Below are 24,856 nucleotides of genomic sequence, written 5' to 3' on the forward strand. Positions count from 1 at the left end.
TCCTGGAAGCATTTGCACTTTAATAACTGTTAACATGCAAAAATCGTGTGTTTTCGAGCAGATTTCAGCTGTTTTCGAAGCAGATTGCTAGATTATGTCGATAGTCTTCACTTATGCACACAAAATTGCATAAACATTCAGATTTTGACTCATACCTTACTTCTAACTAGCTTAGGCGTGCAGAAACACGTCAGCATATAACGAACACGAGATAGCTGAGCTTTATGTGTGAGTCTGTCTGTGAGAGACAGATTCACGGGCTCACTTTTGGACAGAAATAAACTTAGTGCTTAAGCTCTAAACTATAAGATAGTCATTATTATTACTAATGACTATCTTAAGAAAGCAGGTTTATGTTTACTCGCAGTGTTTTTATAGCGATTGTAGTGCTTTCTTTATTGAAAATGGCCGAGTTTCATTGTTTGAAAAGTGGACTTTATAGCATGGGTAAGAGGCCCAAACCCCATTATTTTTACGTGGCTCGAAATCGACAAGAAAAGCTGTGATTAACCGTCCATTTAGCTCCCAACCTGGTGATTTTTCACAGTAGCGAATATATAAATCTTTTAAAGCTTCAAACAGCTCACCTTGAGTGATCTGACTTTGATTCATCAACTCTGGACGTTTTGACATAAAATATTCTAGTGCTTCACCTTGCTTTAAAAAATGTAGCCCTGAAATTGTTAATGGTTTCGCTTTTCCCATACGATTAATTCCATTTCGATTATTGAGTTAATTCATTATTGTATTTGTTTTTTTATCTACTAACTTTTGCCAAACGAATATAGGGGTATTTCCTGATAATCGGTCTACACTCTCAGTTGTATGTTCACCAAATAAGCTTTTCGCTACAGCAATAGACGCTAAGTTCGTTTTATCAATTGATACTTCAAGGTAGTACTTCTTGTATCTGTTCGGTAGATCTTTGTTGAACTGCGCTAGTATTTTTGTAATGAAAGGAACAGTTAACCCTTGTCCTCGTAGACTTTCTAGTGTTCCGTAGAATAACTGAAAGCAAGGTAAATCGTTTAGGGGCTCTACTTCGTTAAGTACAACCGTTTGTTGTACTTTTAACTTTAATAATTTTGCGTAAGTGTACCTATCTGCCCCAAGTGCTTTATCTTTTTCTACAAAAATATCTGTAGTAAATGATACCCTCCTCATTCTCCAACCTGTGGCAAAAGCTTGCTCAAGTGTTTTGAATCCTGTCATTGGATCTTGTTCTTTTATCAATGGTTAACCCTCTTGTAAATCAATGTAAAACATATCGTTACCGATTATTGTTCCTTGTTTTTGTTTAGTCAATCAGTGCAGAGCTAATTTGCGATATTACAGGGGGGGTTAGTTTATCTAACTAAAAGGTGTCTAGGAAATCGGTGGCGATTCAGTCCCTGCTTTCCGTGAGTTGAAAAAGGACTTCAAATTATGGAGGTTTCAGCTATTACTGGTCACAAAAACTAAGCTATGTTGAAACGCTACTCGCATCTAAATGCAGAGAAGTTAGCTCTAAAACTGTGAAAGTCTGGGACGCTTAGTGAATGAGCTTCCCAATGTATTCACTTATAAGAGGATATAGCCGTTTCAATAAGTTTAGTTGCGATCTGTACATTCGTTCCCTTGTACGTTAATTGTCGCAAGGCGTATGAATAAACTGTTGCTATGTATTCTCGTTCTAGGAAGCCATTTTCAGATTTCCATTGCCGAAGAAACTGGGCAACACGCGGTAACTTGCTCAGTGTAAAAAATTTGTCGTTATTAAACCAATTTTCAAACAGTTCTATATTTGGTGTCTGAATATCTTTAAGTGATGGATGAAAATATTGACTTAACTCGAGTGTAACCACGTCTAACACAGATGGGGCCAATTTTATGTCTCCATAATCTATCAAAATTGGCTGAAGATCTTTCGATACTAGAATATTTAGGCCATGAAGATCTGCGTGTTGAATGCAGAAGTTTGCACTCAGATTTTTCCTCTCGAACTCATCTAAACCTAGCTGTTTTCTAATTTCAATAAGACTTTCAAATTTATGGTCTGGGCATATATTTTGTCTGATATCTCTAATAGAGATTTGTTGAGTAATCTTGGTTTGGCTCCAGTGACTGAGAATGTCTTTTAGCCTTTCCAGAATAATTAGCGTGCTCTCTTCACAAGATAATAAATAGTTAAAGTAGTTTTTCTCATAATTTTTAGCAAATGAATAACAAATGCCTTTTCTACCAGCGCAACCTGCAACGTATTCACTAATTACATTAGGGAAACTACCAACCGGAAGTTTATTCACATGGCTCTGGAAGTTATTGCTTTCAATATCAATTTTATGCTTTTCGTCTATTTTAAGTAGTGATGACCAAGGGAAGGGTGCTCCTTGAGTATTTACTAACTCTACTTGTAGAACTTTTGCGGATGAAAGGCCACCATTTAATGATTTTACCTTCGCGGCAATTGCGGCATGAGCCTTACAAAATATACGAATAACTCTTTTGTCAAACGCACTTAATTCACAACCAGTTTCTGATATTTCAATTGCTTCTATGGCGTTTAACTCTCTAGCTGCTTCAGAAAGCAGAGCTATCGCTGCACTGACTAACCTTTTGGGTTTCACTTTGATAAGACTCTTTCGTGTACCATCCCAAAAAGTTGTAAGCTCTTGATCATCAACGAACTGATCTACAGCTTCTTCTGTTTGCTGCCCTGTAAGTATTAACAAAGGTGTTCCGGAATAATTTTCTCGAACGTGAGAAGCTAGCCGTAGCCCGATAGAAACATCAGGTACAGGATTCTCGAGGTTCAATGGAATTGCCAGATCAAGAACAATGTAATCAATGTCATGAGTGTTTAGGAGCTGTATAGCACTGTCATAGTACTGTTCGTGATATATATTATTCGCGCCAATTCCAATAAGTAGGGGTTTGACTGTTCGCTCAAACCAATCTTTGTCATCCTCGACCTGCAATATGTTCAACTTAATTTCCTTTCCGGTATTTCAAAATAAAATTCGGCTCCATATGGAGTCGAGTTTTTTAGATCCCATTGTCCACCCATAGAATTCACTGCTTTGTTAACGATAGCTAAACCTAAACCTCTATTTCCTGGTTTTGTGGTATGTCGACTTTTAAGCAGCACTTCGGTTTTAAATTGAAGTCCCAATCCGTCATCTATTACGGAAAACCAGATAAAGCCATCAGTTGCACTCCCTCGGACAATAATTGGGTGTTTTTCTCGAATTGTAGATTGATTGCTCGATTCGACAGCATTTCTTAATGCATTAGATATGATTATTCTCAGTAAAGCAGGAGACAATACATATGCGAGGTCTCTAGGAACGTCTATTTGGATCTCAACTTTAGACTTCGGGGATAATCTAGCTACTTCTGTTTGGATAACGTTAAAAACGTTTACCTCTTTATACGTCGGAGGCTGTTCAACTTTTCTCCAATCCTCAAAAATTTCAAGTACTTCATTTAATTTATCTAATTCATATCTGGTTTCCGAATGTAAAAAATCCGGTATCTCCTTTGCAGCGAAAACGGCAATGGAGCCTATTATCGGGTCGAGTTCATGGAGTACCTGACCTATGCTATCAGACACCGCTTCACTTTTTACGGCTTCGATATCAAAAACTTGTTCCAATACGTGAGACTGGGATTCTATAGCCACCGCAACTTTGTCAGAGTTAGCGATATCTAGTAGCGCACTTCGAATCCACGGCTGCCCAGTTTCAACGGCTGCATGCTCCAAGCACTTCTTTTGCTCAGGAGTTGCTGATTCTTTAAATGCTCTTAGCCTCTCAATTTGCTTCTCAGGGCTTAGGCTTTGTAAATCACTTAACAGCTGTTTTAGATCCATAATTTAAACGCTATAAAATTCTGAACGTTTTTTAAATGCTTCCCTTCCGCCTTCCATAATCGCCTCAATAACATCTTTAACATGTTTATCTCCAGTAGACCCCATACACTTGATAAATCCACGCCGTCCATTCGAATCAAGGTTCACCACATTACTCGCGTTACCTAATACAGGGATATTTGCGTTGTGGCTAGATAATATAGTTTGAGACAAAGTAGCTCTTTGTTGAATGGCTTTTATCAAAGTTTGAGCAATAAACTCATTGTCTAAATGATCCTCAGGCTGATCTATGATAAGTACCCTATTAGGATTTTCAAGAATGACAGAGAGAGCAACAGTGCAGCGCTGGCCGATTGACAATTCTGAAATATTTTTATAAATACCATTATCTAAAAGAGTAAATTCAATAATATCCTCAACTTTAGCGACAAGTACATTTGCAATATCTTTCTCATTGAGGTACGCGAGGATACGTGTTGCTCTATCTGCGGGAACACCTATTGCTGCGGCAAAATCCTCGTATTTGAGAGCATGCGAATAATAAAGTAACCATGCTGGAGAAATTTTATTAACAATTACAGGAATAAGTTCTTTATATTTTAAACCTGACCCTCGCAAAGTGTTTTCAAGAGCCTCGGCATACAAAACCAAGTTTGCCTGAGGTAATATCGAAGTTTTAATTGTTGGATATAGATTGAGATTAAGTTTTTGCACGACAGCATTGCGCTTCTCAAATATTACATTTTTGACACTGTATATTTTTTCAAGCAAGCTCTGGCATTGTTGGTAGGTTGTCGCTTGTTGATTCTCCTTGCTAAGCACCGATTGATTTAAGTTTTCTAGTTGAGCGATCTCTTGCTTTACTCGACCTAGCTCGCTAAGCACTGCACCAGCACCTTCAGTGAAGCTTTCGACTTCAGTTCTCTTTTCTCGTGCTGTTACATCAAGGGATAGTCTAAGATTCATGAGCTGTTGATAAACGAATTCAATGTCGCTTAAGGTCGATACGTTGTTATGGATAACTTGGTTGATAGCCTGCCTATCTCCCTCGTAAACACCTTTCAGAAGTGTATTTAGATTAGAGGCTTCTACAGTATAAAGTTCAGGTAAAGCAGGCTCAGTAATCAATCCTGAAAGTTTATGAATTCTAGTTTTCAAAATGCTTTTTATGGCGTCTAAATTTTGAATATCGACCATTAAGGTTGCTAAGCGGCCTTGTACCTCATTCAAATTCCTTTGGCTGTTTGCAACTGCTTGGTTTTGTTTTTCGAAATTAGCTTGCTGAGCTTGTAAAAGCTGCTCTCTTTGCCTTAGGGGGACGAGTAAAGCTGTTTTTTCTTTTAGTTCAGCAAGTTCTCTTCGTAATTGTATTAACTGTGCACTGCCACTTGCTAACTCTCTGTTTAAATTATTTATTAGTCCAATTTCATCTTGAATATCTGGGATAAAGCTATCTATTAAATTCAGTTTTCCTTCTATATTCAGTCCTATGGTTTCAATTTCTGTCTGTGAAAATACAATCGGAGACATAAACGGCTCCGAGAAGATTGGCTGTTTATCCATCGCTGAACGAGATACGTTGATAACTCGACCTTCGTGTTCAAGTTCAATAGAAACTCGACCAGAAGACTGTAAAATAGAAATAGCATGTCCACTTGAGTCATTGGAATTTACTGATAGGTTGCCTGAAGCGAGCCCGAACCGCAGCAACTCTATAATAGAGGTTTTACCAACACCTCTTCCTCCAATCAGTACATTGAGTCCTGAAGTGAATGATAAGTCTAGATTGCTAAAGAAGCCTTCCTCTACTTTTAAATTTTTTATAATCAATGTGTTTCGCCCCCACGCAAACTAGGTTTCAAGTAGATTAGTATCTAAGCCAGCTGATTTAAGACGAGACTTCAAGTTTCTCATCTTGCCAAACTCAGTTCCAATGCTTTTTTTAATACCAACACCGTCACAGAACTCCTTGACTGTTTACTCTTAAGGTCATCAGCATACTTTAACATCTGTAGGTGTAACTCTGCTGTGAATTGATTTCTTGGTGCAACATTTAACGCTATACGAATGTTTTCGAATATATCTTCAAGCTGCATTACAGATCTCTGGATAGGTTGATTTTATATAATCTATCTAAATTATGTAAATAATCAAAGGTTTATATTAATTTTTTTTATGAAGGTTATTTTGGTACCATTTTTCTTAGCCACCCATGATACAGAACATAACCTACAACACCTAAGTTGCATTAACCAAATGGATTGTGGCTGAGGTTGATAGGGGATTCTTGCTGGTTATTTGTTGATTAGCGTATAATTAGTAAGGAATGGGGGCGATTTAGTTCAAGCCAGACCTGCTACTGCGGTGGATGAGGGAAGTTTGGCGTTGGACTGTTTTTGAATGTGGGCTATCTATAAATAGCTCAACTTGCCATGAAGTGCTGGCATCTATGGTGATAGTGCCGTTGTCGCTTTTCAAGGTTCACAGTAACAGGTTAGTTCTGGCAAAGTGCCCATGGGGCCTTTAAATAACTGCCCGAAATGGTGAGTTATGTTAAGCCCCCCAAAAAAAGATGAGACATGCATAACTTCTAAGTCGTATGAGCCCCTTTCACATTAACTTTTCTATAGGCAAAGCTTTACTTGGCCTATTTCCCTTTTGAACTGCGAAACGCACTTCGGGGCATATCCTCGTTAGCACTTAATACGGGGGACACTTCGCCATTTAGTTGTGTATTGAGGTGTCAGCAAATCCCTCCGCATTGCCCATTTTTGCTCTATGCCTTGAGCAGCGACAAACAGAGTATCACTGCCATAGCGTTGGTTAATGTGATCGAGTGTAAGCATTAGCGCTGGCTTTGCTGTTGGCGGATTGAACAAGTCTAATTGGCTGTGTCTTTCGCTCGCTAAGTCAATCAAACCTACGCCTATCTTGTAATAGCGTACACCTTCACGAAATAGCTTGGGTGCGGCTTCACATATGGCCTTAGTCAGCTCGACCGTACAGTTAGTTGGACAAGGAAAATGCACCATTGTTTTATAGCTAACAGGGCGCTCATCATGGGGCGAGTTAGTAGCAAATAACAGCATAGTCTTGCAGACTGAGCCTTGCTTACGTGCTTTTGCTGCGGCAATACCAACATGCTTACTCAATGCTTGCAGTAATGACTCAAAATCAGTGATGCGCTCACCCATGCTCCTTGTCGAGAATATCTGCTTTTTATCAGCCCTTGCTTCATCCCATACCTTGCATACTTGGCTGTTAAGCTCTCGTACGGTGCGCTCGACTTCGATACTGAACTGTTTACGGGCTAATCCTGCAGGCATGTTAGCGAGGTCAAACGCAGTACGGATATTCATCAGTTCGAGCTTCGTGCTAATCCTACGTCCTATCCCCCAAACATCACCCACTGCAAGCTGCTTTAAAATAGCTGTTCTGTCTTGGTCATTGTCGATGACACAGACACCTTTATAGCCCTCTATTTTCTTAGCTGCATGGTTAGCTAGTTTCGCCAGCGTCAGGGTCTTAGCAATCCCCACACAAACAGGTAAACGGGCTTCTTTCCATACAGCGCGTCTTATCAATTGCCCTTGGGTACGGAGGCACTTTATTGCAGGGTAGCAGTTCTTAAATGACAGGAAGGTTTCATCGATACTGTAGACATGCTGCTCAGGCGCAAATCGGCCGATGATATTCATCATCTTGCTCGACAAGTCAGCATACAGTTCATAGTTAGACGAACACACAATAACACCACGCTTAGCACAGAGTGCTTTGACTTGAAAGTAAGGCACAAACTTCTGAATACCCGCTTCTTTGGCCTGTCTATTGGCAGCAACAATCATCCCATCGTTATTACTGAGTACAACAACAGGCTTACCACGCCAATCAGGCCGGAACACCTGTTCCGCGCTACAGTAGAAGCTATTGGCATCGACTAGCGCAAACATCTACTTTTCACTCAATATGGGACTTTTACGGTGGCAACGGATAGAACGAGTAATAACCCCTTCAATACTAAATTCATCGTATTCGTGAATGATGACAGGCTGGTGTTGTGGATTGGAGGAAAGCAGTAAACGGCGGGGAATATCAATGATTTTGCAAACAAACTCCCTATTTAAACTGGCAACAATCACATCGCCATTACGCACTGTTTCATGGCGGTCAATAATGAGTATATCTCCATCAAATATACCTTTACCTTGCATCGAATCCCCTTCTGCAAAGGCGAGAAAAGTCGAGCTTGGATGGTCAATCAATAACTCATCCAAGCTTAGACCTAGCTGCGTGTATTCAGCAGCTGGTGACTCAAAACCTGTAATGCCTGCACGGGCAGGAATAGGGATAACACGCATAGCAATAAACCACTGTGATTACATACAGTAATTATAGTCGTAGAATAGCAGCTAGCAAGAATTATTCAACGACCTCAATGTAACACCATTGGTTCTTCTCTTTATCGAAGGTCACGTTAATGTTCATTGGGTCGGTATAGCCTTGTTCAGCTCGGAGGGATGCAATCTCGCTTATCTCTGCTAAGTCATCAATACACTGTGGCTGCATTAACGTGTATACAAACATGGCTATAAAACCGAACAAGGTTAACAGGATTGAAGTGACTAGAACCCGTATAGGTCGGAAAATCATGAATTAGCCATCCTTAGCCAGAGAATTGAAATACCTTTATCAATATGACGATAGTAAAGATTCCTCTCAGTGCAAGTAAGGTTGATGATAAGGGCTATTCACTTAACTACTTGAGGCATTGAAACACCTTTGTAACTTTAACCCTCACACAATCGCCATTATATGTTTTAGCACAGGATTTAGTGGCACCACCGAAAGCTTCAGCGCTCAAATACCCCCACCCCTGACATTTTTGATTTGCTATTAAATTTGCATCATGATCATCACTTGGCGGAGTATCTAAAATAGGGCGATATTCGTATGCAAGTTCTACAGTACCATTTGATTTACTGCCATCCATTGCATTCCAATCAATAGGCACGCTAGAACAGCCACTGACAATAACTAGTGTCAATAACGCGAGTGAAACTGAGCGCATACGATATTGCATTATACACCTTCTCTTTTGTACAGTTTTATGAGCACTATGCAACCAACTGAACCGCTTTGCGAGTAATGATGAATTTTCTCGTCCCTTTACTCCCATAATCCAACCGAAGAATTCCAAACTCAACTAGAGTCTTGAGATCGTCTTCTACAAATCTCGGCTCATTAATATTTACTCGGCCAGAGCCACCTAGAAATATAAATGCAGGCTCTCTAGTTCCTAATTCACTAGATTCCCAAATCTCACTAGCTCCTGAGACTACAAATTGCTTAACAATTGAAATGGCTTGTTCTGAAAAAATACTATCAGGCCGAATGGTTGTAGCAAGGCTAGAAAAGGTGTCGATATTCGTAGCAATTGAGGCCAAAATCATATCCAGTGAATCTAGTCGCGTCACTAAATCGTGATGATTCAAGACTAAAAGAGATTGAAGCTGACGAGACAACATCTGATTCTGCTCAATGCCAGAAACAACATCTTCGTGGTGCTTTTCCTTTAACCATGTAATAAATTCGGATAGTTGCCCACCTGAACGCTCACTTTTAAAGTTACTGAGTAACCCAACTATCGTTGAGAAACTTGTTGCAATAGAAAGTGGATCTAACATTAGGACCTCCTTGTTTTGTTAGTAAATTGGGTGATAGGATCTTCTTAGTAAGTCTAATCCCAATGATGTCCTAAAAATCGCGCTAAAAGCCCTGCAAAGCTCCTCTCATTACGTTGGGCTGTTGGCAATACAAAATAATTGCGAACAGTGAAAAGCAACCCTGCCACGCCACAAGCAATACCCACATAATGAAATACGCGTATCCAACGGTGATTAATGACTTCTAGGCCTTGGTTAATACTAGTTCCCACCTGAGTGGCATGCACAGAGCTTAACCAATAGGGAACGGCATAGTAGAAGAGTAGGAACGTGATTAGGCCATATAGGAAAGCACCATACCAAGACAACCGACTAACGATAAACACCGAGTCTGATATTATTTGGTTGGCGTGGCTTCTGCGTCTGTAGCGTCTTCCCATGACATAAATTCCTTTAGTTAAGCTTCTCTAGCACCTTAACGATCACGAGCACATTGCCACTCTAGCTCTGGGATACAATGGTAAAATTGGCTCATCAAACTTATCGTACAATGATTCAGACATAGTATGCACATAGGGTCTTGGGCCACCTATTTCTGAACCTTCGTTATATATATCCAACAAATATAAAATCACATCGTTAACACTTTTGAGTTTATGTACTTCCTTCAATGTCTGAAGCGCCACCTGAGTCTCATGTTTAAGGCGGATTTTCTTCCTACGTTTTTCGTACATTGTCCTTTTAAAGCTTTTGAGGGTTTCAGGGCTTAAATAATCAAACCAATCATTTATAGACATGAATGAACTGTCTTCTAGTTCAAGCTTGCCCGTCTTTTTAACAAAAGCATTCAAGTCATCCAGCATCCGCGGATGTTCATTTTTCTTAACCAAAACAAATAGTTTATCAAGAGAATCATTGATGACGTCAAACTTCCATTCTAGCAATTTACTCATTTACTTTCCCTCTGCTACAAGCCCACAATTCCATTAATAGTAATTAAAGTACGATACTTTAAACTTGGTATAAAGCACGTTTTCCACACAAACGTCAATATGTTAGCAAGGTAGAACGAGCAACAAAGTCCTGACTAAAGCAAACTTGAAGCTGTTCATAATTAAATTAGGTAATCTGATGAGAATGACTCCCGCATCTATATGGTCACCCACATATAGTTGCTCCTTTGCCTATAGGTTGTGTCAGTCGACAACTTCTAACCATTCCTCTGGTAAATCAAGGAAGATGCTCTTAGCCTTTGTACGTTTAACTTGCTTAGGACCCAATCCATAAACCGTAGTACCAGTTTCGTTAACAAATATCGTCAGTGCTTTCTTAGCCCGAGTAAAAGCGACATAGGTATTACATAGCTCTTCTTTGTATGTTGAAAGTAAGCTTTGACTAAATAAAGGATCGAATACATAGCAATGCTCAGCCTCTAATCCCTTCGATTTATGGAAAGTCAACACTTGCAGGGGTTTTCCTTCTGATGTATCAAATCCCGCTTTTAGTAGTGTATTTTTGATGCTCTCAACTTGTTTATTGTAACGACACAAAATGAGTTTATTTTCATAACAGCTATCATCTTCCTCTAAATCATTAATTAACCAAGAAACGGCTTCATTAAACTTATCGCAGTATTTAACTCTAGCAAATCCAGTATCTTGCTTATCTGTCCTTAACATGCTTATTGAGCCGAGATAATCGGTATTTATATCAAATCTTAGAATATTTGTTAGCTCAACGAGAGGCTCAGTCGTTCTATAATTACGTGTAAGTTGGTACCTGCCCCCGCCCTCAAACTTCTTCTTAAATTTAGTAGTTATCTGGCTGTTCGCGCCACGAAAACCATAAATTGATTGAGCGGGATCTCCCACACAAAAGAACTTAATATTGTTGTTATATAAAGTTTTGATGATATGCCATTGAACGGCGTTAGTGTCTTGGATCTCATCGACGATCAAATGCTCATATCGATTTGTCATCTTCTCTAGAAAGTTAGCATCGTTTAAAGCGCTTTTCATTTGTAAAAGCATGTCATTAAAATCGCGATACTTTCCTTCTTTATACTTGTTGTATGCCTTATAGATTTTGGCAAGATCATCACTGAAATCGATTAAATCTGACGCTATCTTTTGAATAGTAAGTACAATATCTGGGTTATCGAAATCGGCCATGTGGCTAAAGATTGAAACACAACGTCTAGCTATTTCGTACTCATCATATTTTTTGACTATTTCACTGTTTTCGTCAATAAGTGACTTTATCGCATTCAACACCTCACCCGAACTCAGAACCTTGAGCTTTTTGTCTTTGTCTAGAGAACTGTTACACCAACTGCTAAACGTGCTGACAACCATATCATCTGAATACAGCTTTTGAGCATTTAGGCGGGATCTAAACTCATCAGCTGCCTTATTAGTAAAGGCAAGTACACAAATAGCACTAGGCTTGATTCCTTTTTCTAACAAATGTCTAACGCGCTCAATAATCAGACGTGTTTTGCCCGCTCCGGGGCAACCCTCAACGTAGATAGCAGGTTTCTTAGACTTAACTATTTTATTAACAGAATCACAGTTCAATAGCTGCTTTTTAATAATTTTTTTAAGTCTCTCACGGGCTTTTGTTACCGATTTTTGATAGTTCCTCTTAGGCTTAACTTCAAGCTTCTTGGTGGGGCTCTGAATAGCCTTTAACAGTGCCTGCCAGCGTCCATTGAATGCTGTATTGAGTAGGGAGGTATCAAAAGAATAATAAAGTTTTTTACCTTTTGTCCTACGAAATATAGCGCTCCATTTAGCCGATAACGGATCTATCGATTTATCTTTAACTAATCTCTTTAATTCTGTATCCGTTAACTCTTCAAGATACCGAGGATTTAACAATCGAACATTACCGAGTAAGGACTTAACGGAATACGTACCTAGTTTACTAATAGGATTAGTATCAAGCCTTTCACGGGACTCTAGACGGTAGCTACACGCCTGAGAAGGGAACCACTCAGCAACGCCATCTAGCTCACCTGCGGCGCGCTCAAATGACCCTGCGAGCCCCTTAATTGCAAGCTCTATAAACTTCTTGTTTTCTTTAAGTGTCTTGTCATAGCCAATCAGATGGTGGCTATATCTGTCACCTATATAAGTAGTTTCTGTAGCCCAACTTTTATACTTAGGGAAACATTCACCTTTAGATACCCTATTATTACTCGTTTTCATAAAAGCGAATAACTGAGATACTCCATACATGATATATCCTGTATGAAGTTCTAATAACAAGGCATTATCAAGTAATTGCTTATAACGGCGGGGCCCTAATACCGATTGAAATTGGTAAAGCATGAATGATATTAAAGGTAGACTAACACGAGTTGGAATAAACTCTATTTCACAGTTATAAACTAAAGCCCGTTCATTATTACGATCATGGTCAGGATTAGCTAGAAACACATTAATAAATCTATAGTCATCATTATCAGCAAACAATTCAAATCTAGATGTAAAAAACGGGCGTTTATCGCCTCGTTTGAAGCCTTTATTCGCATTACCAACCTTATGATTTTTTACTATTAATCTAGCGTTTCTATCAATAGTTTTAACACAAGTTATACCACTATCTTTATCTAGAAGTTTATCTATATCTGTTGATGTCAGAGATAACCCTATGCGTATATAGTCAACATCAACTGTATCTTCGCTGATGTTATTGATTGCTGCTTTAATGAGACTGTGTTGGTACTCAACTATTTCTCTATCTCGCAGCACACTCATGATCTTAGCGATATTAGTTGTATAGTTTAAAGTTTTAGGATTAGTTTTTTCAGCTATTTTACGATTAAGTTCTGGCTGAACCAATGGGTATTTAGCATTACGTGATACATTAAAAATTTTACTCGGAACGATATTACGAAAGAATGCAGTACCCTTGGACTTGATAATAGGTGACTTAGAATTACTCTTAGATAGCTTAGAACTACTCATTCTCTAATACCTATATAATTGAATATTGATCTGACATTTAAGAGCATTTATCTAACCGATACTACCTCTATCTAAGCATGATAACCACTGCTTTTTATCTCACTACAAAGCGGTTATCACTGCACATTAGAAATGTATAATGACGAAAGAGAGCCATACACGATTAGAGCAAGATAGCTCATCCATGTTACCTAAGTATCGTTCTACACTAAGGATTGATTAATCCTTTAGTTTTACAGATGATATCTTCGCCTTTTAGATAAACTGCACGTTTTTTTGCTATAAAATCGAGTAGCAGCAACATTTGCACGACAATAATTTAGCGTGGACAGACTATATTTTTAAGCGTGGACATGAAAAATATTTACAGGTGGACAGATGATACTTTTAGGTTAAAATAACTACCATACTGGTTCAGCATAATAGTAAATAAGGATGCTGCATTGTGGGTAGAAAACGCCAAGATCGAACAATAGAAGAATGGACATTTTATGGTGAAAACCTATTAAATATAATTGGAAAGAAACACAAATCATATAAAAATATTGAAACAACAATTTCAAAGTTAATAAGCGAACCCAAAAATACCACTAAACAAGAATTAACAAACACCCTTAATTTACACAAAGACAACTTAGGCAAGCACTGGTTGGCGTGGACTAAAAAAATAAAGCAAAAATCTAAAGATGAAAATAGGTCTAAATTTTACATAGAAAATAACACATATAATAAAATACTTAGATTCATTGAATTAACCAAGGAAACAAAAAAACAAAGAAACATAAGTGACAACGAGGTTTTCAATAGAATATTTAAACTTTTATATTCTTTTGGGGTTCATAATGAATCGGAGATGAAGTCAATATTAAATCAGCTTGATAAGTTCAACTCTTCCACATCAGAACGTAATTCAAAAGATAAACTAACTAACAAAGATGATGGTTACCAAGGTCAAACCAGCAAAATCATACACGCTATATTGAAAGAGCTAGACGACCGTAAAATCTCAAGCTTCGGAAAGTTGCAGTCAATAAAGAAAAATGTCAGAAATGAAAAGATTGATGAACTTAAATCTGAAATAGAATCACTAAAGAATAAGATTAAAAAACTTGAAAGCAAGCTAGGATATGATGAAATCGAACTTGATCTTGAGTTTGATAAATAGATACAAACTTAACGGCCCCTTTTATATATCCCAACCGTGTCAAAAACAGTGGCTGAAATTTAGTCCTCAAAGTGATATTATGAACGTGTTTCTAGTATCACTTTTCCCTTCTAGTTCAACCCTCTAAACACAATTCAATTTAATACACTTACTGGAGTTCTCTATGACTACAGCGACCCCTTATGCGCTGTATTTGAGCCGCCTGTCTATTAATAGTCAGCGTTCAATCAGCTCACAAATGCGCAGTATTGCGCGACTCATGCAGTGGCAAGAAGACTGTCTCGATGACAAGCTGTGTCAGATTGACTATCAACAAGCGCTGCAAATACGCGCAATGATGACCCATGCGCAGTGGTCAGCGCGTTCTATTAACCGCGCCATGATAGCGATTAAGAATATCGTCAAAGTGGCAGCCTTGATGAACAAAGCCGATTTATCGCAGGTCGCTAACTTGCAGACCATAAATCAAGTGAAGCACGGTGAGCATCAAGGTACGCCGTTAAGCACCGAGCAAGTGACCGCGGTATTGGATTACTGCAAAACGCAAAAAGGCACCTTTGCTACCCGTAATCTGGTGATATTCAGCCTGTTCTTGGGTACTGGATTGCGCCGCAGTGAGTTATCGGCGTTGATGCTGAGTGACTATGATGCCAACTTGCATACCCTGACGGTAGCAGTGGGTAAAGGTAACAAGAGTCGCACCTTGTTCTTACCTGAATGGGTAGAGAAAAATCTGTTGGCATGGCTTAAGTTACGTCAGCGCCAGCAGGGTTATTTAGTGTGTAAGTCGACACTGACAGGCAAGCTTAAGCTAACCGAGCCAACCACCCCAACGGCTTTATATCGGTTAGTTAAAGATACCTTGTATGAGCTAGGAGTGGATAACGTATCACCCCATGATTTACGCCGTACCTTTATTACTCGCTTGCTTGAGCAAAATGTGGATATCAATACCGTGCGCCAAATGGCAGGACACGCCGATATCAGTACCACTACCATTTACGATAAACGTGACCATGCGTTTATGAAGCAAGCCGCTGCGATGCTGGATTACATTCCGCCTGAAAAGCCTATTAAACGGGGGCGCGGCAGTCGATGATAAACGTCAAACCCATCGCTAAACACGCTAAGCATTGTTATTGCCTTGCGACTCAAATCGCCGAAGACTTATTGCTGTCAGCCGTCAATTATGGCTTTGAATATATGCCGTCCTATGCGATTAACTCGTTAGTAGGTATCAAGCTGCAACATGGCATTAACCATGATATCGACAGCACCCTAGCGCTGTTTCCGCTAAAGGATAATTACCCTGTAATGGCAGAAACGGTGCAGCACAATGCGCGGTTTCTGTGTGAACTGTTTAAGCTAGATGCCGCGATGAAACCCATGATGGTGCTCATCATCGTGCTCAATGCCAATGCGGGACTCAAAGAGTTGCTTAACCTGCTAGCTGACCATGATACGGATATTCTCATTCATTGGTTAGAGCAAGAAACGGGACTCAACAGTGATGATATCCATGAGCAGCTAGAACCTTTAGCCCGTAATCGCTTTATTGAGGGAGCAGCATTACTCCTACCGCATTTGTTGAGAATACCGGAGCCGTTTAGGGTATTGCTGGTGACTGAAAAGCTCACTCGCCGTGAATCCTTGCTCGCGCCGATTATCAAACACAGCCCTACTGCACAGTTCAAGCTTAAACAATTTGAGCATGTGAATGCCGATTTAGTGTATCGCTATCTAAGGGCTGCCATGACTCAGCGGCTTAAAGGCGTTAACATTTTACTCTATGGGGCAGCGGGAACAGGCAAGACCGAGCTATCTCGCACCTTGGCAAAGGCACTGCGGCGCAGCTTAGTGGAAGTACAAAGTGTGCAGTTTGAGGATGGTAAAGTGACTGAGGAGTTCTTAAGTAAAGAGCCGACTAGCCAACGCTTAACCTACCTTAATCTACTGCAAAGCTTGCTCGATGGCTCAGATGAAAGCCTGTTATTGGTTGATGAATGCGAAAGCGTGTTTAAGCATGCCGATGAGCATTACTCTAAAGAAGGCTTAATGCGCTTACTGGAAACCAATCCTGTACCTGCTATTTGGATTACCAACCATGTATCGCAACTGGAACCAAGCTACATACGGCGCTTTAAGTTAGTGATGGAAATCCCTGTGCCCGATGAAGCCTTTAGCTTTGCCATGAGTAAAACCATGCTCAAATCGCTTAAGGTGTCGGATGCGTTTCGGTTGGTGTTAGCCAGTAAATCTAATGCTGCTCCGGCTTATATTGCGAACGCCGCCCATGTGGCAAGTACCTTAGCCTTAACGGGGGATGAGGCTGAAGTTGTGGTATTGGATGTTATTGATGCCACTCTTGAAGCCTGTGGTGAAGAGCCGCCAGCGGCTAAATATCAAGGCCAGCTCAGCTTTGACCCGAGTTGCTTGAACCTTAACGCCATCGACGGACAAGATGCACATACGATTATCAGTGATATCGACACCGCGATAGCCAACAGCCTCCCTGTCAGAGTGTTACTCAATGGCCCCCCAGGTACAGGTAAAACAGGCTGGGTACATCACTTAGCTGAAACCCACGGTATGGATATCATGCACATCAAGTGCTCTGATGTACTCAGTAAGTATGTCGGTGAGAGCGAGCAGAACATTGCAGCGCTGTTTAGAGAAGCGCACAGAACAAAGAAGCTAATGCTCTTTGATGAAGTCGATAGCTTGCTCAGTCAGCGTGAGAGCGCTCAAGCGCAGTATGAAGTGCAGCTCATCAACGAACTGCTGTCACAGCTTGAATGCAACACCATGCCCGTCTTTGCAGCGACTAACGCACTCAGCGCAATCGATAGCGCAGTGATGCGCCGCTTTGACTTCAAACTGACCTGTGACTATCTAACGGAGCAACAGCGCCAGACCTTGTATAAGCAAGTATTGGGTATCACTAAGTTAAACCAAACCGAAGCAGACCAACTTCACGCACTACAACAATTAACGCCCGGTGACTTCGCTATCGTAGCAAGGCGCATGTTATTTCAACCTAACCACAACCACAGAGCCACCGCTATTACCCTGTTAACCCAAGAAAACAACCGTAAACAAGCCACGCGCCGCATTGGCTTTATCAACTAACCCCAGCAACACAACCCACTAAACCACGAAAAGGAACACCCCATGACAACATTATTGAGTTCGCTCAAGGTTATCGCTCGCCCTGAAATCGCCGTTAAGCCACCTATCATCGGCAAAAGAACCCGCTTGGTTGACAAGCTGAAGCAGCAATTGGATATGGCCGAATGCTTTATCCAAGGCAGCGAGTTTGAAGCCTACCGCGAGAAAAGTGTCAAAGACCCAGAGACGGGAGAGCGTAAGAAGGTGCGCCGCCGTATCACAGTGCGCCCATGGTACTACGACAGTGAAGGTCACTATTACTTCGAAGTCCGTATCGGGATTAAGCCTATCGAACTGGTAAAGGATAAACCCGCCATTGATGTCGGTGATAAAACCCTGCTACCTGACACCATCAAGCTGATTATCGATGCTGTGGAGAAAGGTGAACTAGATGAGTTCATCCTCAAGGCCGCCAAGTTCCCGACCAAGAAAGCTAAGGCTAGTGCTGAGGCCAGCACAGAACCAAAGAGTGAGGCTAAGAGCGATACCCCAGCCAAAACCACCAAGTAATGCACACACTATCAGGAGCAGAAGGAAGCCCTTTCGCTCCTAAGTCTTTAGCACCAATAGGGATAGACCATGGCGATTATCCGTGAAATCAATGTCAAATATCAGTTCAAAGAAACCCAGTGCGCCTTAGCCGAGCAAGCCATCACACGGCCTGAAGATACCGCGCAGGTATTTGACTACCTAAAGCATGAAACCAAAGAAATGTTTATCGTGGCAAACCTGACAACCCAGCACACCATTAATTGCGTAGAAGTCGTGGCGACAGGTTCAGTGAACGGTATCAGTATGCGACCCGTCGAAGTGTTACGCACGGCAGTTATTCTCAATATGCCCAGCGTTATCCTTGTTCATAACCATCCTTCAGGCGATCCAACACCAAGCACTAGCGATATCCAATTCACCCGTAAAGTCATTGAGTGCGCCAAAGTGCTGGATATCAATGTCCTCGACCATGTGATTATTGGCCTTAACCGCTTTACCAGCCTTCGCGAAACCCACAGCGATTTGTTCTAACACCGACTAAGGACACACAATGAATACCATCAACAAAGAGTTGGCATTGCCTGTCTCTGACAGACTGCTATTGGCATTAATCCCGTTTATCACTAACCAAGCCGACAATGCCGTGACGATTAACTTTCGTGATCCAGATTACAGCCCCCAACGGGGTGGCTTTCATCCTGTGGAGATAAGGCTAGAGAAACACGCCGAGCAATGGCAGTTATGCTACATCACCGACTTTTGCTATGTCGGCCAAATGGGACAATGGGAGTTGGTTAAAGAACTGGACTTTGACTTTAGCAGCGGCGTATTTCAAAGCATTAGCGGCCTATTAGTCATTGAAGCAGCAATAGAGTTTTACCCGATATGGGAGCAAAACTTCCTGTGCTACTGGCAAGAGTTAGGCGTTTTTAATGTCAGTGTGTCGGCAGATTAACCCTCAAAACACTCAAAACCACCGCAAAAGTCACATCTCAAATAAAATGAAATCGACTACACTGATGCTCAAGCAGGAAATGTCTTCCTTGCTTGCGCTAAAGAATAAGGAGCAACCCCATGTCAGGATGGTATGAATTAAGTAAAAGCAGTAATGAGCAATTTAAGTTTGTATTAAAGGCGGGAAATGGAGAAGTCATTCTCACCAGCGAACTTTACACAGGTAAGAGTGGTGCGTTGAACGGTATTGAATCCGTGCAAACCAACTCCCCAATCGAAGCCCGATATGCCAAAGAAGTAGCAAAAAACGAGAAGCCGTATTTCAACCTCAAAGCAGCCAACCATCAAATCATTGGCACTAGCCAAATGTATTCGAGCACTGCTGCGAGAGATAACGGGATTAAGTCGGTGATGGAAAATGGAAAAACAACCACCATTAAAGATTTGACCTAGGCAAGCATGCCCAGTGTGGTGCTTTGCTGGAAGGTGAATGATGAACTCTAGCAAAGTAGCGAGTTGGTAAGTATCTAACATGACTGAATTTTAGATACAAAAAAACCGACACTAAGGTCGGCTTTGAAGTGGTACCAGTGGCCAGACTCGAACTGGCACGCTTTTAAGGGCGCGGGATTTTGAATCCCGTGTGTCTACCGATTTCACCACACTGGCATAATCTTCAATCTATAAAACTTTGCAAATCTTTGCAAGTGAACTTTTTAAAAATAACTATTTATATCATCAGCTTAGTGACACTAAACCGTAGACACTGTGACTTTTGAATCCCGTGTGTCTACCGATTTCACCACACTGGCATATCAAATATGCACTTAGAAGCAATCAAAACTACTGGCTGTCTCTAAGTGCTGGGAATTATACCTTTGCCCATGACAATGGCAAGTCTTTTGCCGCGACTTTAATACAAATTGCATTTAACCGCTCAAAAATCATGCTCTTGGGGTTATTCTGCGCCATGGGATAACAAAAAGGCGGTATATTCTTTATCACTTTTTTGGATATGGTTAACCAACCAAGCCTTCAAGAAAGTCATTAATTCGTCGGCAACATCTTCCCCTTTTACAACCCGCTTTTGAAAATCAAGTACTTGCCCGACTAACTTGCCGTGCTTTTCCTTATGACTGTCGGTTTGTGGGTAGCCAAAACGGGCAAAGAGCTCTTCTTCATAGGCAAAGTGATTGGCGGTGTAATCCACCAGCCCTTGCACGATACGTTTGATGGCTTCGAGTCCATACTCTTCGTTTAATGTGCGATGCAGTTCATTGATCAGCGACACTAATCGTTGATGTTGACGATTGATCTCTGGCATTCCTATGTCTAACTCAGGCCCCCATTTCACAAACAGTTTATTTTGTGCCTGACTCGAGTTAAAGAATGCCGCATTCACATGGAATCGGTGCTGCAAGGAGCCGATTTCCTGCGACATGTTATACACTTTCAAACTCGATAAGTTAGTGTTGTTGGTGTGGGACGCATTACTTAGGGCGAGCTCTGCCATCACAGTGATATTTTTATTAATTTCTTCAGCAACAGTGTGTTGTTGCCCCGATGCCGTGGCGATTTGATGGGACATATCGGTAATGGTCTCTACCTGCGTGACGATTTGTCCGAGCGCGCTGTGGGCTTGATTGACCATCTCAGCGGTTTCGTCGGCAATGACCACGTTTTTCAACATGACTTCAACGCCATGTTGTGCACCTTTTTGTAATGCTGCGATTTGTTGTTGGATTTCAACCGTGGCTTCAGATGTCCGTTTCGCAAGATTACGCACTTCATCGGCGACAACGGCAAAGCCGCGGCCATGTTCACCGGCTCTCGCACTTTCAATGGCGGCGTTTAAGGCAAGCAAGTTGGTTTGCTCAGCCACCTGTGAAATCGTTTCGATAATGCTACTGATATTGTTGCTGTCGGCGGCCAAGTGTTCAATTACAGTTCGAGTGTCATGGATCTGTGCTGACATAGCGCCAATTTTAGTCACTATGCCATTCATGATTTGGTCGCCATGCTTGGCAGAACTTTGGGCAATATCGGCAGCCTTGGCCGCACTCACGGCATTTTGCGATACTGCTTGCACGCTTGAAACCATTTGCGTCATCGCACTGGCGGCCAGTTCCGTTTGATGTTCTTGCTCTAACACGCCTTGTTTTGCCTGCTCACTGATGACCTTGATATCCGAGGCCACTTTTTTCATCCCTTCGCAGGTATCAGACAAAGATAAAATCGTGCGGCTGACATCCTCGCCCATGCGGTTGATACTATGCACGACCTTAATGAACACGCCCGCATCTTTCTCTTCTAATTGATAGCTTAAATCTCCCTCGCCTAAATGATGGGCGGCACGTTCAAGCTGTCTTAAATTGCGAATTAATTTATTGATGTTGAACATTAAAATGCCGGCGAGCGCGCTTAAACACAGGATGGCGACAAAGTGCCCTGTGATCACTAAACAATAGAGTGGATAAATCAGCAACAGCAGTGGCGCAAAGATAGAATTATATCCCATTGAATCCTTGCGACTTTTATTAGAATCCATCTTTTACTCCTTTAAAAAACTGATATCACAACATTCATCTAAAAAAACAAGAACAAATAAATAGCATGGTGCGATAACAAAATATCGATCTGGTTAAGTAGATTAATCCTAGACGCTAACTGAAGAACAAACAAAGCTAAATTATTTGAACTCATCCCAGTTAAAGACCCACAGGAATATGACCAAGATCACAGAGTTAACTAAGGGTTATGACTTTGTATTCCTATGTCGATTCTTTATTGATCAAGATCAGTATTTTAGCTATCGAATACCGCTAATTTAGAGAGGACTTCACAGGAAAGAGGATTTCAGTCATGGCATTTTGGTTAGATCTAATGTTTGGTAACCCCATAGGCTTACTTTCAATGATCGTTATCTTTAGCACAATAGGGATAGTGTCTTATATCACTTGGATGTTCATTGTGAAGTCGGCACCGAAACAATAGTTTTTGCTCCAGTTGTTCTTCATGTTCTTGTATAAATGCAAAATCTAGGGGGTTTTTATCACCCCCATTTTTTGTTGTCTCGCTTTTCAGAATACTGCAACTCATCTAAAGCCAGCACTCATCCGAGCGAGACAAAACACGCCTATGCAGCGTGTTTTCTGTTTTGTACTAGACCATTTAAAAATTGCGGACGCGCTTTAATCAACGACTGCATCTCTTCTTGGCTCGGCTCACCCGCAGGCAAACGCAGCACATCGCGGTTGAGATACATGCGGGCTTTCATGGCAATCTTATAATCGGCTGTCGGTCCCTGAATCGCATAATGGCGCTCGTTACCTAGCTTTTCTAAGATGCAGGCATTCAATAAACTTTTCACTGCGGTTTCATTTTGCGGCAGAGTCAAAATTGTGGCGCCCTGAAGAAAGAACTCTCTGACTAACGCTCGCTCTGCGGGATCAAGCAGGTTCACTTTAGCTTCAATCGTCTCAATAACGCGCTTATCACTTAAATGACGAATTGATTCATCTAAGCCTAAGTTAATCAACTGGCTCAAAAAATAGGCGATAGATATGATCAGGCCTAATCCAACAAACTGCGCATGTTCCGGCACAAATTTATCGAGCGCCAGCACTGCCAACACGTTCGGGGGAATAAGGAGTAAGACAGTACAACTCACCATTAGCCACAGCATGACTCTGAACATCATTTTCTTTGGACTAACAAACTTAACTGAATCCAGCTTGAGTTTAAACATAGTGCTATCCCAGTGACAAAAAATTGAACTTATCGGCTAATAAGCAAATTTAATGCCATAAATGAAGAGATATTTCGTTGATTTTATTCGCAAGAAAATGCACTTTCTGGATCTGTAGGTCTATGCTTATAAGCATCTCAAGCCGCTATTGCATAAAGAAAATTTAAGATGCTGACATTCTTTAGCCAACTTATCAAAAGTCCCATAGGCAGGCACCTTACCTTGTCTATTGTACTTTTTAGCTCTGTTATCACCTTAATCACCACTGCCTATCAGTTGATCAGTGATTATCGCAATGACGTTGTGCGTATCGACAGAGTGTTTTCCAATATGGAAAAGGTGAACTTAGATGTGCTCGCCGCCAGTATTTGGGTGATTGACGAGCGGCTCATTAACACTCAGCTCAATGGCTTAATTCAGCTGCCCGATATTAACTACATTTCGATTAAAGATGACAGCGGCCAAGCGTGGAATGCGGGCGTGCAAAAGCAAGAACACTCCTTAGATAAAACCTTTCCTTTAGTCTACAAATCCCCAACCGAGAGTATTAATGTCGGCACACTCGAAATACAAGTCGATGTCGATGCTATCTATCAGCGCTTGTATGATAAAGCCATTATCATTTTGCTCTCTAACGGAATAAAAACCTTCTTAGTTGCTGGATTTATTCTATTTTTAGTATGGTTCAATATCACCAAACACTTAGATAAACTCAGCCAATACTGTAAAAATATCGACCTCGATCAAGAATACGAGCCACTGCAATTTGCCCGCCAAGAAAAAATTGATGAGTTTAAACAAGTCGCCGACTCCATCAACAGCATGCAAGTGCAACTGAGAAGCTCCTTTGGCGCCTTAAAGAAATCTAAGACTGAACTGCAAACGGCCCTGGAAGACAGAGAGCGGCTACTCAAGCTCGAACGTAGCTATAAAGAAGAACTCGCCAGACAAGTTAAAGAAAGAACCATAGAGTTAGAGCAATCCCTTAGTGCGCTAAAACGGGCGCAGCAGGTGTTAGTTGAGCAAGAAAAAATGGCGGCCTTGGGTGGACTGGTGTCAGGGGTTGCCCACGAGATAAACACCCCGATTGGCATTTGTTTGACGGCGGCGAGTGCGCAGCTCAGCCATATTGAAGAACTGATCGACCTGATCCACAGCGACCAAGCCACCTTAGATGAAATCAATGAGATCCTTAATGAGTATCAAGAAAGCTGTGAACTCATTGTCCGCAATATCACCAAAGCTAGTAGTTTGATCCAAAAATTCAAAACGATCGCCATCGATCGCAGTCATGAAGAACACCAACCTTGTAACTTAAGTCAGCAACTCCACGAGATTTTAGAGTCGACATTAATTATGCATCCGCATGTCAACGCCGTCACTGAAATCAGCGTAGAACCCACACTCAATATTCAAACCAATATCAGTTTATTAAATCAAATCGTCAGCAATATTCTGTCGAACGCCTTTACCCATGCTTTCCAAGGACGTGAAGATAATCTCATCCACATCAGCGCCACTGTGGACGAAGAGTCGATTTTAATTAGCATTCAAAATAATGGCTTAGAAATTCCAGCCGATGTCGCAGAACACATGTTCGAGCCATTTTTCACTACGAATCGGAATAAAGGCGGCACGGGCTTAGGATTATCAGCGGCCTTTAATGCCGCGACGCTGTTGAAAGGCACTATGAGTTATCGCGCAGACTCAAAACTTGGCGGCCCGCAATTTGATATCAAATTTCCGTACACTCAATGCGAGCCTACGGTCCTAAATGGCCAACAAGATTTCTATATCTAGATATAACGCAGTGGAATGACACAATATTGCAGTGATACTCACCGC

General features: G+C 41.2%; 22 protein-coding genes, 1 tRNA gene and 2 pseudogenes. 9 read left to right on the forward strand and 16 right to left on the reverse strand.

Translation table 11 applies throughout. The annotated features are described in order from the left end of the window. Positions 1-372: 372 nt before the first annotated feature. The 13 genes and pseudogenes from DYH48_RS17435 to DYH48_RS17500 form a co-directional block, all read right to left on the reverse strand. Positions 373-705 (reverse strand): hypothetical protein, encoded by a 333-nt coding sequence (locus DYH48_RS17435; protein ID WP_115335472.1) that lies wholly within the window; start codon positions 703-705, stop codon positions 373-375. A gap of 27 nt (positions 706-732) precedes the next feature. Next, complete coding sequence (locus DYH48_RS17440) at positions 733-1,233, reverse strand: hypothetical protein (protein WP_115335473.1); 501 nt, start codon at positions 1,231-1,233, stop codon at positions 733-735. Positions 1,234-1,556: 323 nt separating this feature from the next. Then, the gene (locus tag DYH48_RS17445; RefSeq protein WP_172481209.1) at positions 1,557-2,966 is read right to left on the reverse strand and encodes a response regulator; all 1,410 of its coding nucleotides are present in this window, start codon (positions 2,964-2,966) and stop codon (positions 1,557-1,559) included. Beyond that, positions 2,963-3,850: a sensor histidine kinase gene (locus tag DYH48_RS17450; protein ID WP_115335475.1), complete on the reverse strand. Its 888-nt coding sequence runs from the start codon at positions 3,848-3,850 to the stop codon at positions 2,963-2,965. Before DYH48_RS17450 ends, DYH48_RS17445 begins: the two co-directional genes overlap by 4 nt. 3 nt (positions 3,851-3,853) lie before the next feature. Continuing rightward, positions 3,854-5,680: an AAA family ATPase gene (locus tag DYH48_RS17455; protein ID WP_115335476.1), complete on the reverse strand. Its 1,827-nt coding sequence runs from the start codon at positions 5,678-5,680 to the stop codon at positions 3,854-3,856. 21 nt (positions 5,681-5,701) lie between these two features. Continuing rightward, positions 5,702-5,946 (reverse strand): annotated as a pseudogene (locus tag DYH48_RS24180) (HTH-like domain-containing protein). Positions 5,947-6,543: 597 nt separating this feature from the next. Next, positions 6,544-7,800: a Y-family DNA polymerase gene (locus DYH48_RS17470; RefSeq protein ID WP_115335477.1), complete on the reverse strand. Its 1,257-nt coding sequence runs from the start codon at positions 7,798-7,800 to the stop codon at positions 6,544-6,546. After that, positions 7,801-8,208 (reverse strand): LexA family protein, encoded by a 408-nt coding sequence (locus tag DYH48_RS17475; protein WP_115335478.1) that lies wholly within the window; start codon positions 8,206-8,208, stop codon positions 7,801-7,803. 61 nt (positions 8,209-8,269) lie between these two features. Next, positions 8,270-8,500, reverse strand: coding sequence for a hypothetical protein (locus DYH48_RS17480; RefSeq protein WP_014609908.1), 231 nt, complete (start codon positions 8,498-8,500; stop codon positions 8,270-8,272). Between the two features lie 106 nt (positions 8,501-8,606). Beyond that, positions 8,607-8,930, reverse strand: a complete 324-nt coding sequence (gene yecR, locus DYH48_RS17485; protein WP_014609909.1) for a YecR family lipoprotein — start codon at positions 8,928-8,930, stop codon at positions 8,607-8,609. A 34-nt stretch (positions 8,931-8,964) separates the two neighbouring features. After that, positions 8,965-9,534, reverse strand: a complete 570-nt coding sequence (locus DYH48_RS17490) for a hypothetical protein (protein ID WP_014609910.1) — start codon at positions 9,532-9,534, stop codon at positions 8,965-8,967. Positions 9,535-9,995: 461 nt separating this feature from the next. Continuing rightward, the gene (locus DYH48_RS17495) at positions 9,996-10,466 is read right to left on the reverse strand and encodes a hypothetical protein (RefSeq protein WP_115335479.1); all 471 of its coding nucleotides are present in this window, start codon (positions 10,464-10,466) and stop codon (positions 9,996-9,998) included. A gap of 243 nt (positions 10,467-10,709) precedes the next feature. Then, positions 10,710-13,484 (reverse strand): UvrD-helicase domain-containing protein, encoded by a 2,775-nt coding sequence (locus tag DYH48_RS17500; protein WP_115335480.1) that lies wholly within the window; start codon positions 13,482-13,484, stop codon positions 10,710-10,712. 445 nt (positions 13,485-13,929) lie between these two features. On the opposite strand from DYH48_RS17500, the gene DYH48_RS17505 reads away from it, so the two are divergent. The 7 genes and pseudogenes from DYH48_RS17505 to DYH48_RS17535 all read left to right on the forward strand — a co-directional run bounded on the left by DYH48_RS17505 (position 13,930) and on the right by DYH48_RS17535 (position 19,716). Then, positions 13,930-14,649 carry a hypothetical protein gene (locus DYH48_RS17505; RefSeq protein ID WP_115335481.1) on the forward strand — a complete coding sequence of 240 codons (720 nt, stop codon included), beginning with the start codon at positions 13,930-13,932 and terminating at the stop codon, positions 14,647-14,649. 163 nt (positions 14,650-14,812) lie between these two features. Beyond that, entirely contained in the window at positions 14,813-15,748 is a 936-nt protein-coding gene (locus tag DYH48_RS17510) for a tyrosine-type recombinase/integrase (protein ID WP_115335482.1), read from the forward strand. Next, the gene (locus tag DYH48_RS17515; protein ID WP_115335483.1) at positions 15,745-17,778 is read left to right on the forward strand and encodes an AAA family ATPase; all 2,034 of its coding nucleotides are present in this window, start codon (positions 15,745-15,747) and stop codon (positions 17,776-17,778) included. The genes DYH48_RS17510 and DYH48_RS17515 overlap by 4 nt, the downstream gene beginning before the upstream one ends. Positions 17,779-17,799: 21 nt before the next feature. Then, a pseudogene (locus DYH48_RS17520) lies at positions 17,800-18,327 on the forward strand (hypothetical protein); the annotation flags it as partial. 69 nt (positions 18,328-18,396) lie between these two features. After that, on the forward strand, positions 18,397-18,840 hold the full coding sequence (locus tag DYH48_RS17525) for a JAB domain-containing protein (protein WP_115335485.1): 444 nt from the start codon (positions 18,397-18,399) through the stop codon (positions 18,838-18,840). Positions 18,841-18,859: 19 nt separating this feature from the next. Further along, positions 18,860-19,264, forward strand: a complete 405-nt coding sequence (locus tag DYH48_RS17530; RefSeq protein WP_115335486.1) for a DUF2787 family protein — start codon at positions 18,860-18,862, stop codon at positions 19,262-19,264. A 119-nt stretch (positions 19,265-19,383) separates the two neighbouring features. Next, positions 19,384-19,716, forward strand: coding sequence for a YegP family protein (locus DYH48_RS17535; RefSeq protein WP_011847750.1), 333 nt, complete (start codon positions 19,384-19,386; stop codon positions 19,714-19,716). A 129-nt stretch (positions 19,717-19,845) separates the two neighbouring features. On the opposite strand, the gene DYH48_RS17540 is transcribed toward DYH48_RS17535, so the two are convergent. Both DYH48_RS17540 and DYH48_RS17545 read right to left on the reverse strand, forming a co-directional pair. Then, positions 19,846-19,932, reverse strand: a tRNA-Leu gene (locus DYH48_RS17540). Between the two features lie 289 nt (positions 19,933-20,221). Next, positions 20,222-21,811 (reverse strand): bacteriohemerythrin, encoded by a 1,590-nt coding sequence (locus DYH48_RS17545; protein WP_115335487.1) that lies wholly within the window; start codon positions 21,809-21,811, stop codon positions 20,222-20,224. A 314-nt stretch (positions 21,812-22,125) separates the two neighbouring features. Between DYH48_RS17545 and DYH48_RS17550 the strand changes: the two genes are divergently transcribed. Beyond that, the gene (locus DYH48_RS17550; protein ID WP_006083014.1) at positions 22,126-22,257 is read left to right on the forward strand and encodes a DUF3149 domain-containing protein; all 132 of its coding nucleotides are present in this window, start codon (positions 22,126-22,128) and stop codon (positions 22,255-22,257) included. Positions 22,258-22,399: 142 nt separating this feature from the next. Here DYH48_RS17550 and DYH48_RS17555 read toward each other — a convergent pair whose 3' ends face one another. Further along, positions 22,400-23,011 carry a superinfection exclusion B family protein gene (locus DYH48_RS17555; RefSeq protein ID WP_006083015.1) on the reverse strand — a complete coding sequence of 204 codons (612 nt, stop codon included), beginning with the start codon at positions 23,009-23,011 and terminating at the stop codon, positions 22,400-22,402. A gap of 168 nt (positions 23,012-23,179) precedes the next feature. Between DYH48_RS17555 and DYH48_RS17560 the strand changes: the two genes are divergently transcribed. Continuing rightward, positions 23,180-24,811 (forward strand): ATP-binding protein, encoded by a 1,632-nt coding sequence (locus DYH48_RS17560; protein ID WP_071938616.1) that lies wholly within the window; start codon positions 23,180-23,182, stop codon positions 24,809-24,811. Positions 24,812-24,856 lie beyond the last annotated feature (45 nt).

The organism is Shewanella baltica (genome assembly GCF_900456975.1).
GTDB lineage: Bacteria > Pseudomonadota > Gammaproteobacteria > Enterobacterales > Shewanellaceae > Shewanella > Shewanella baltica.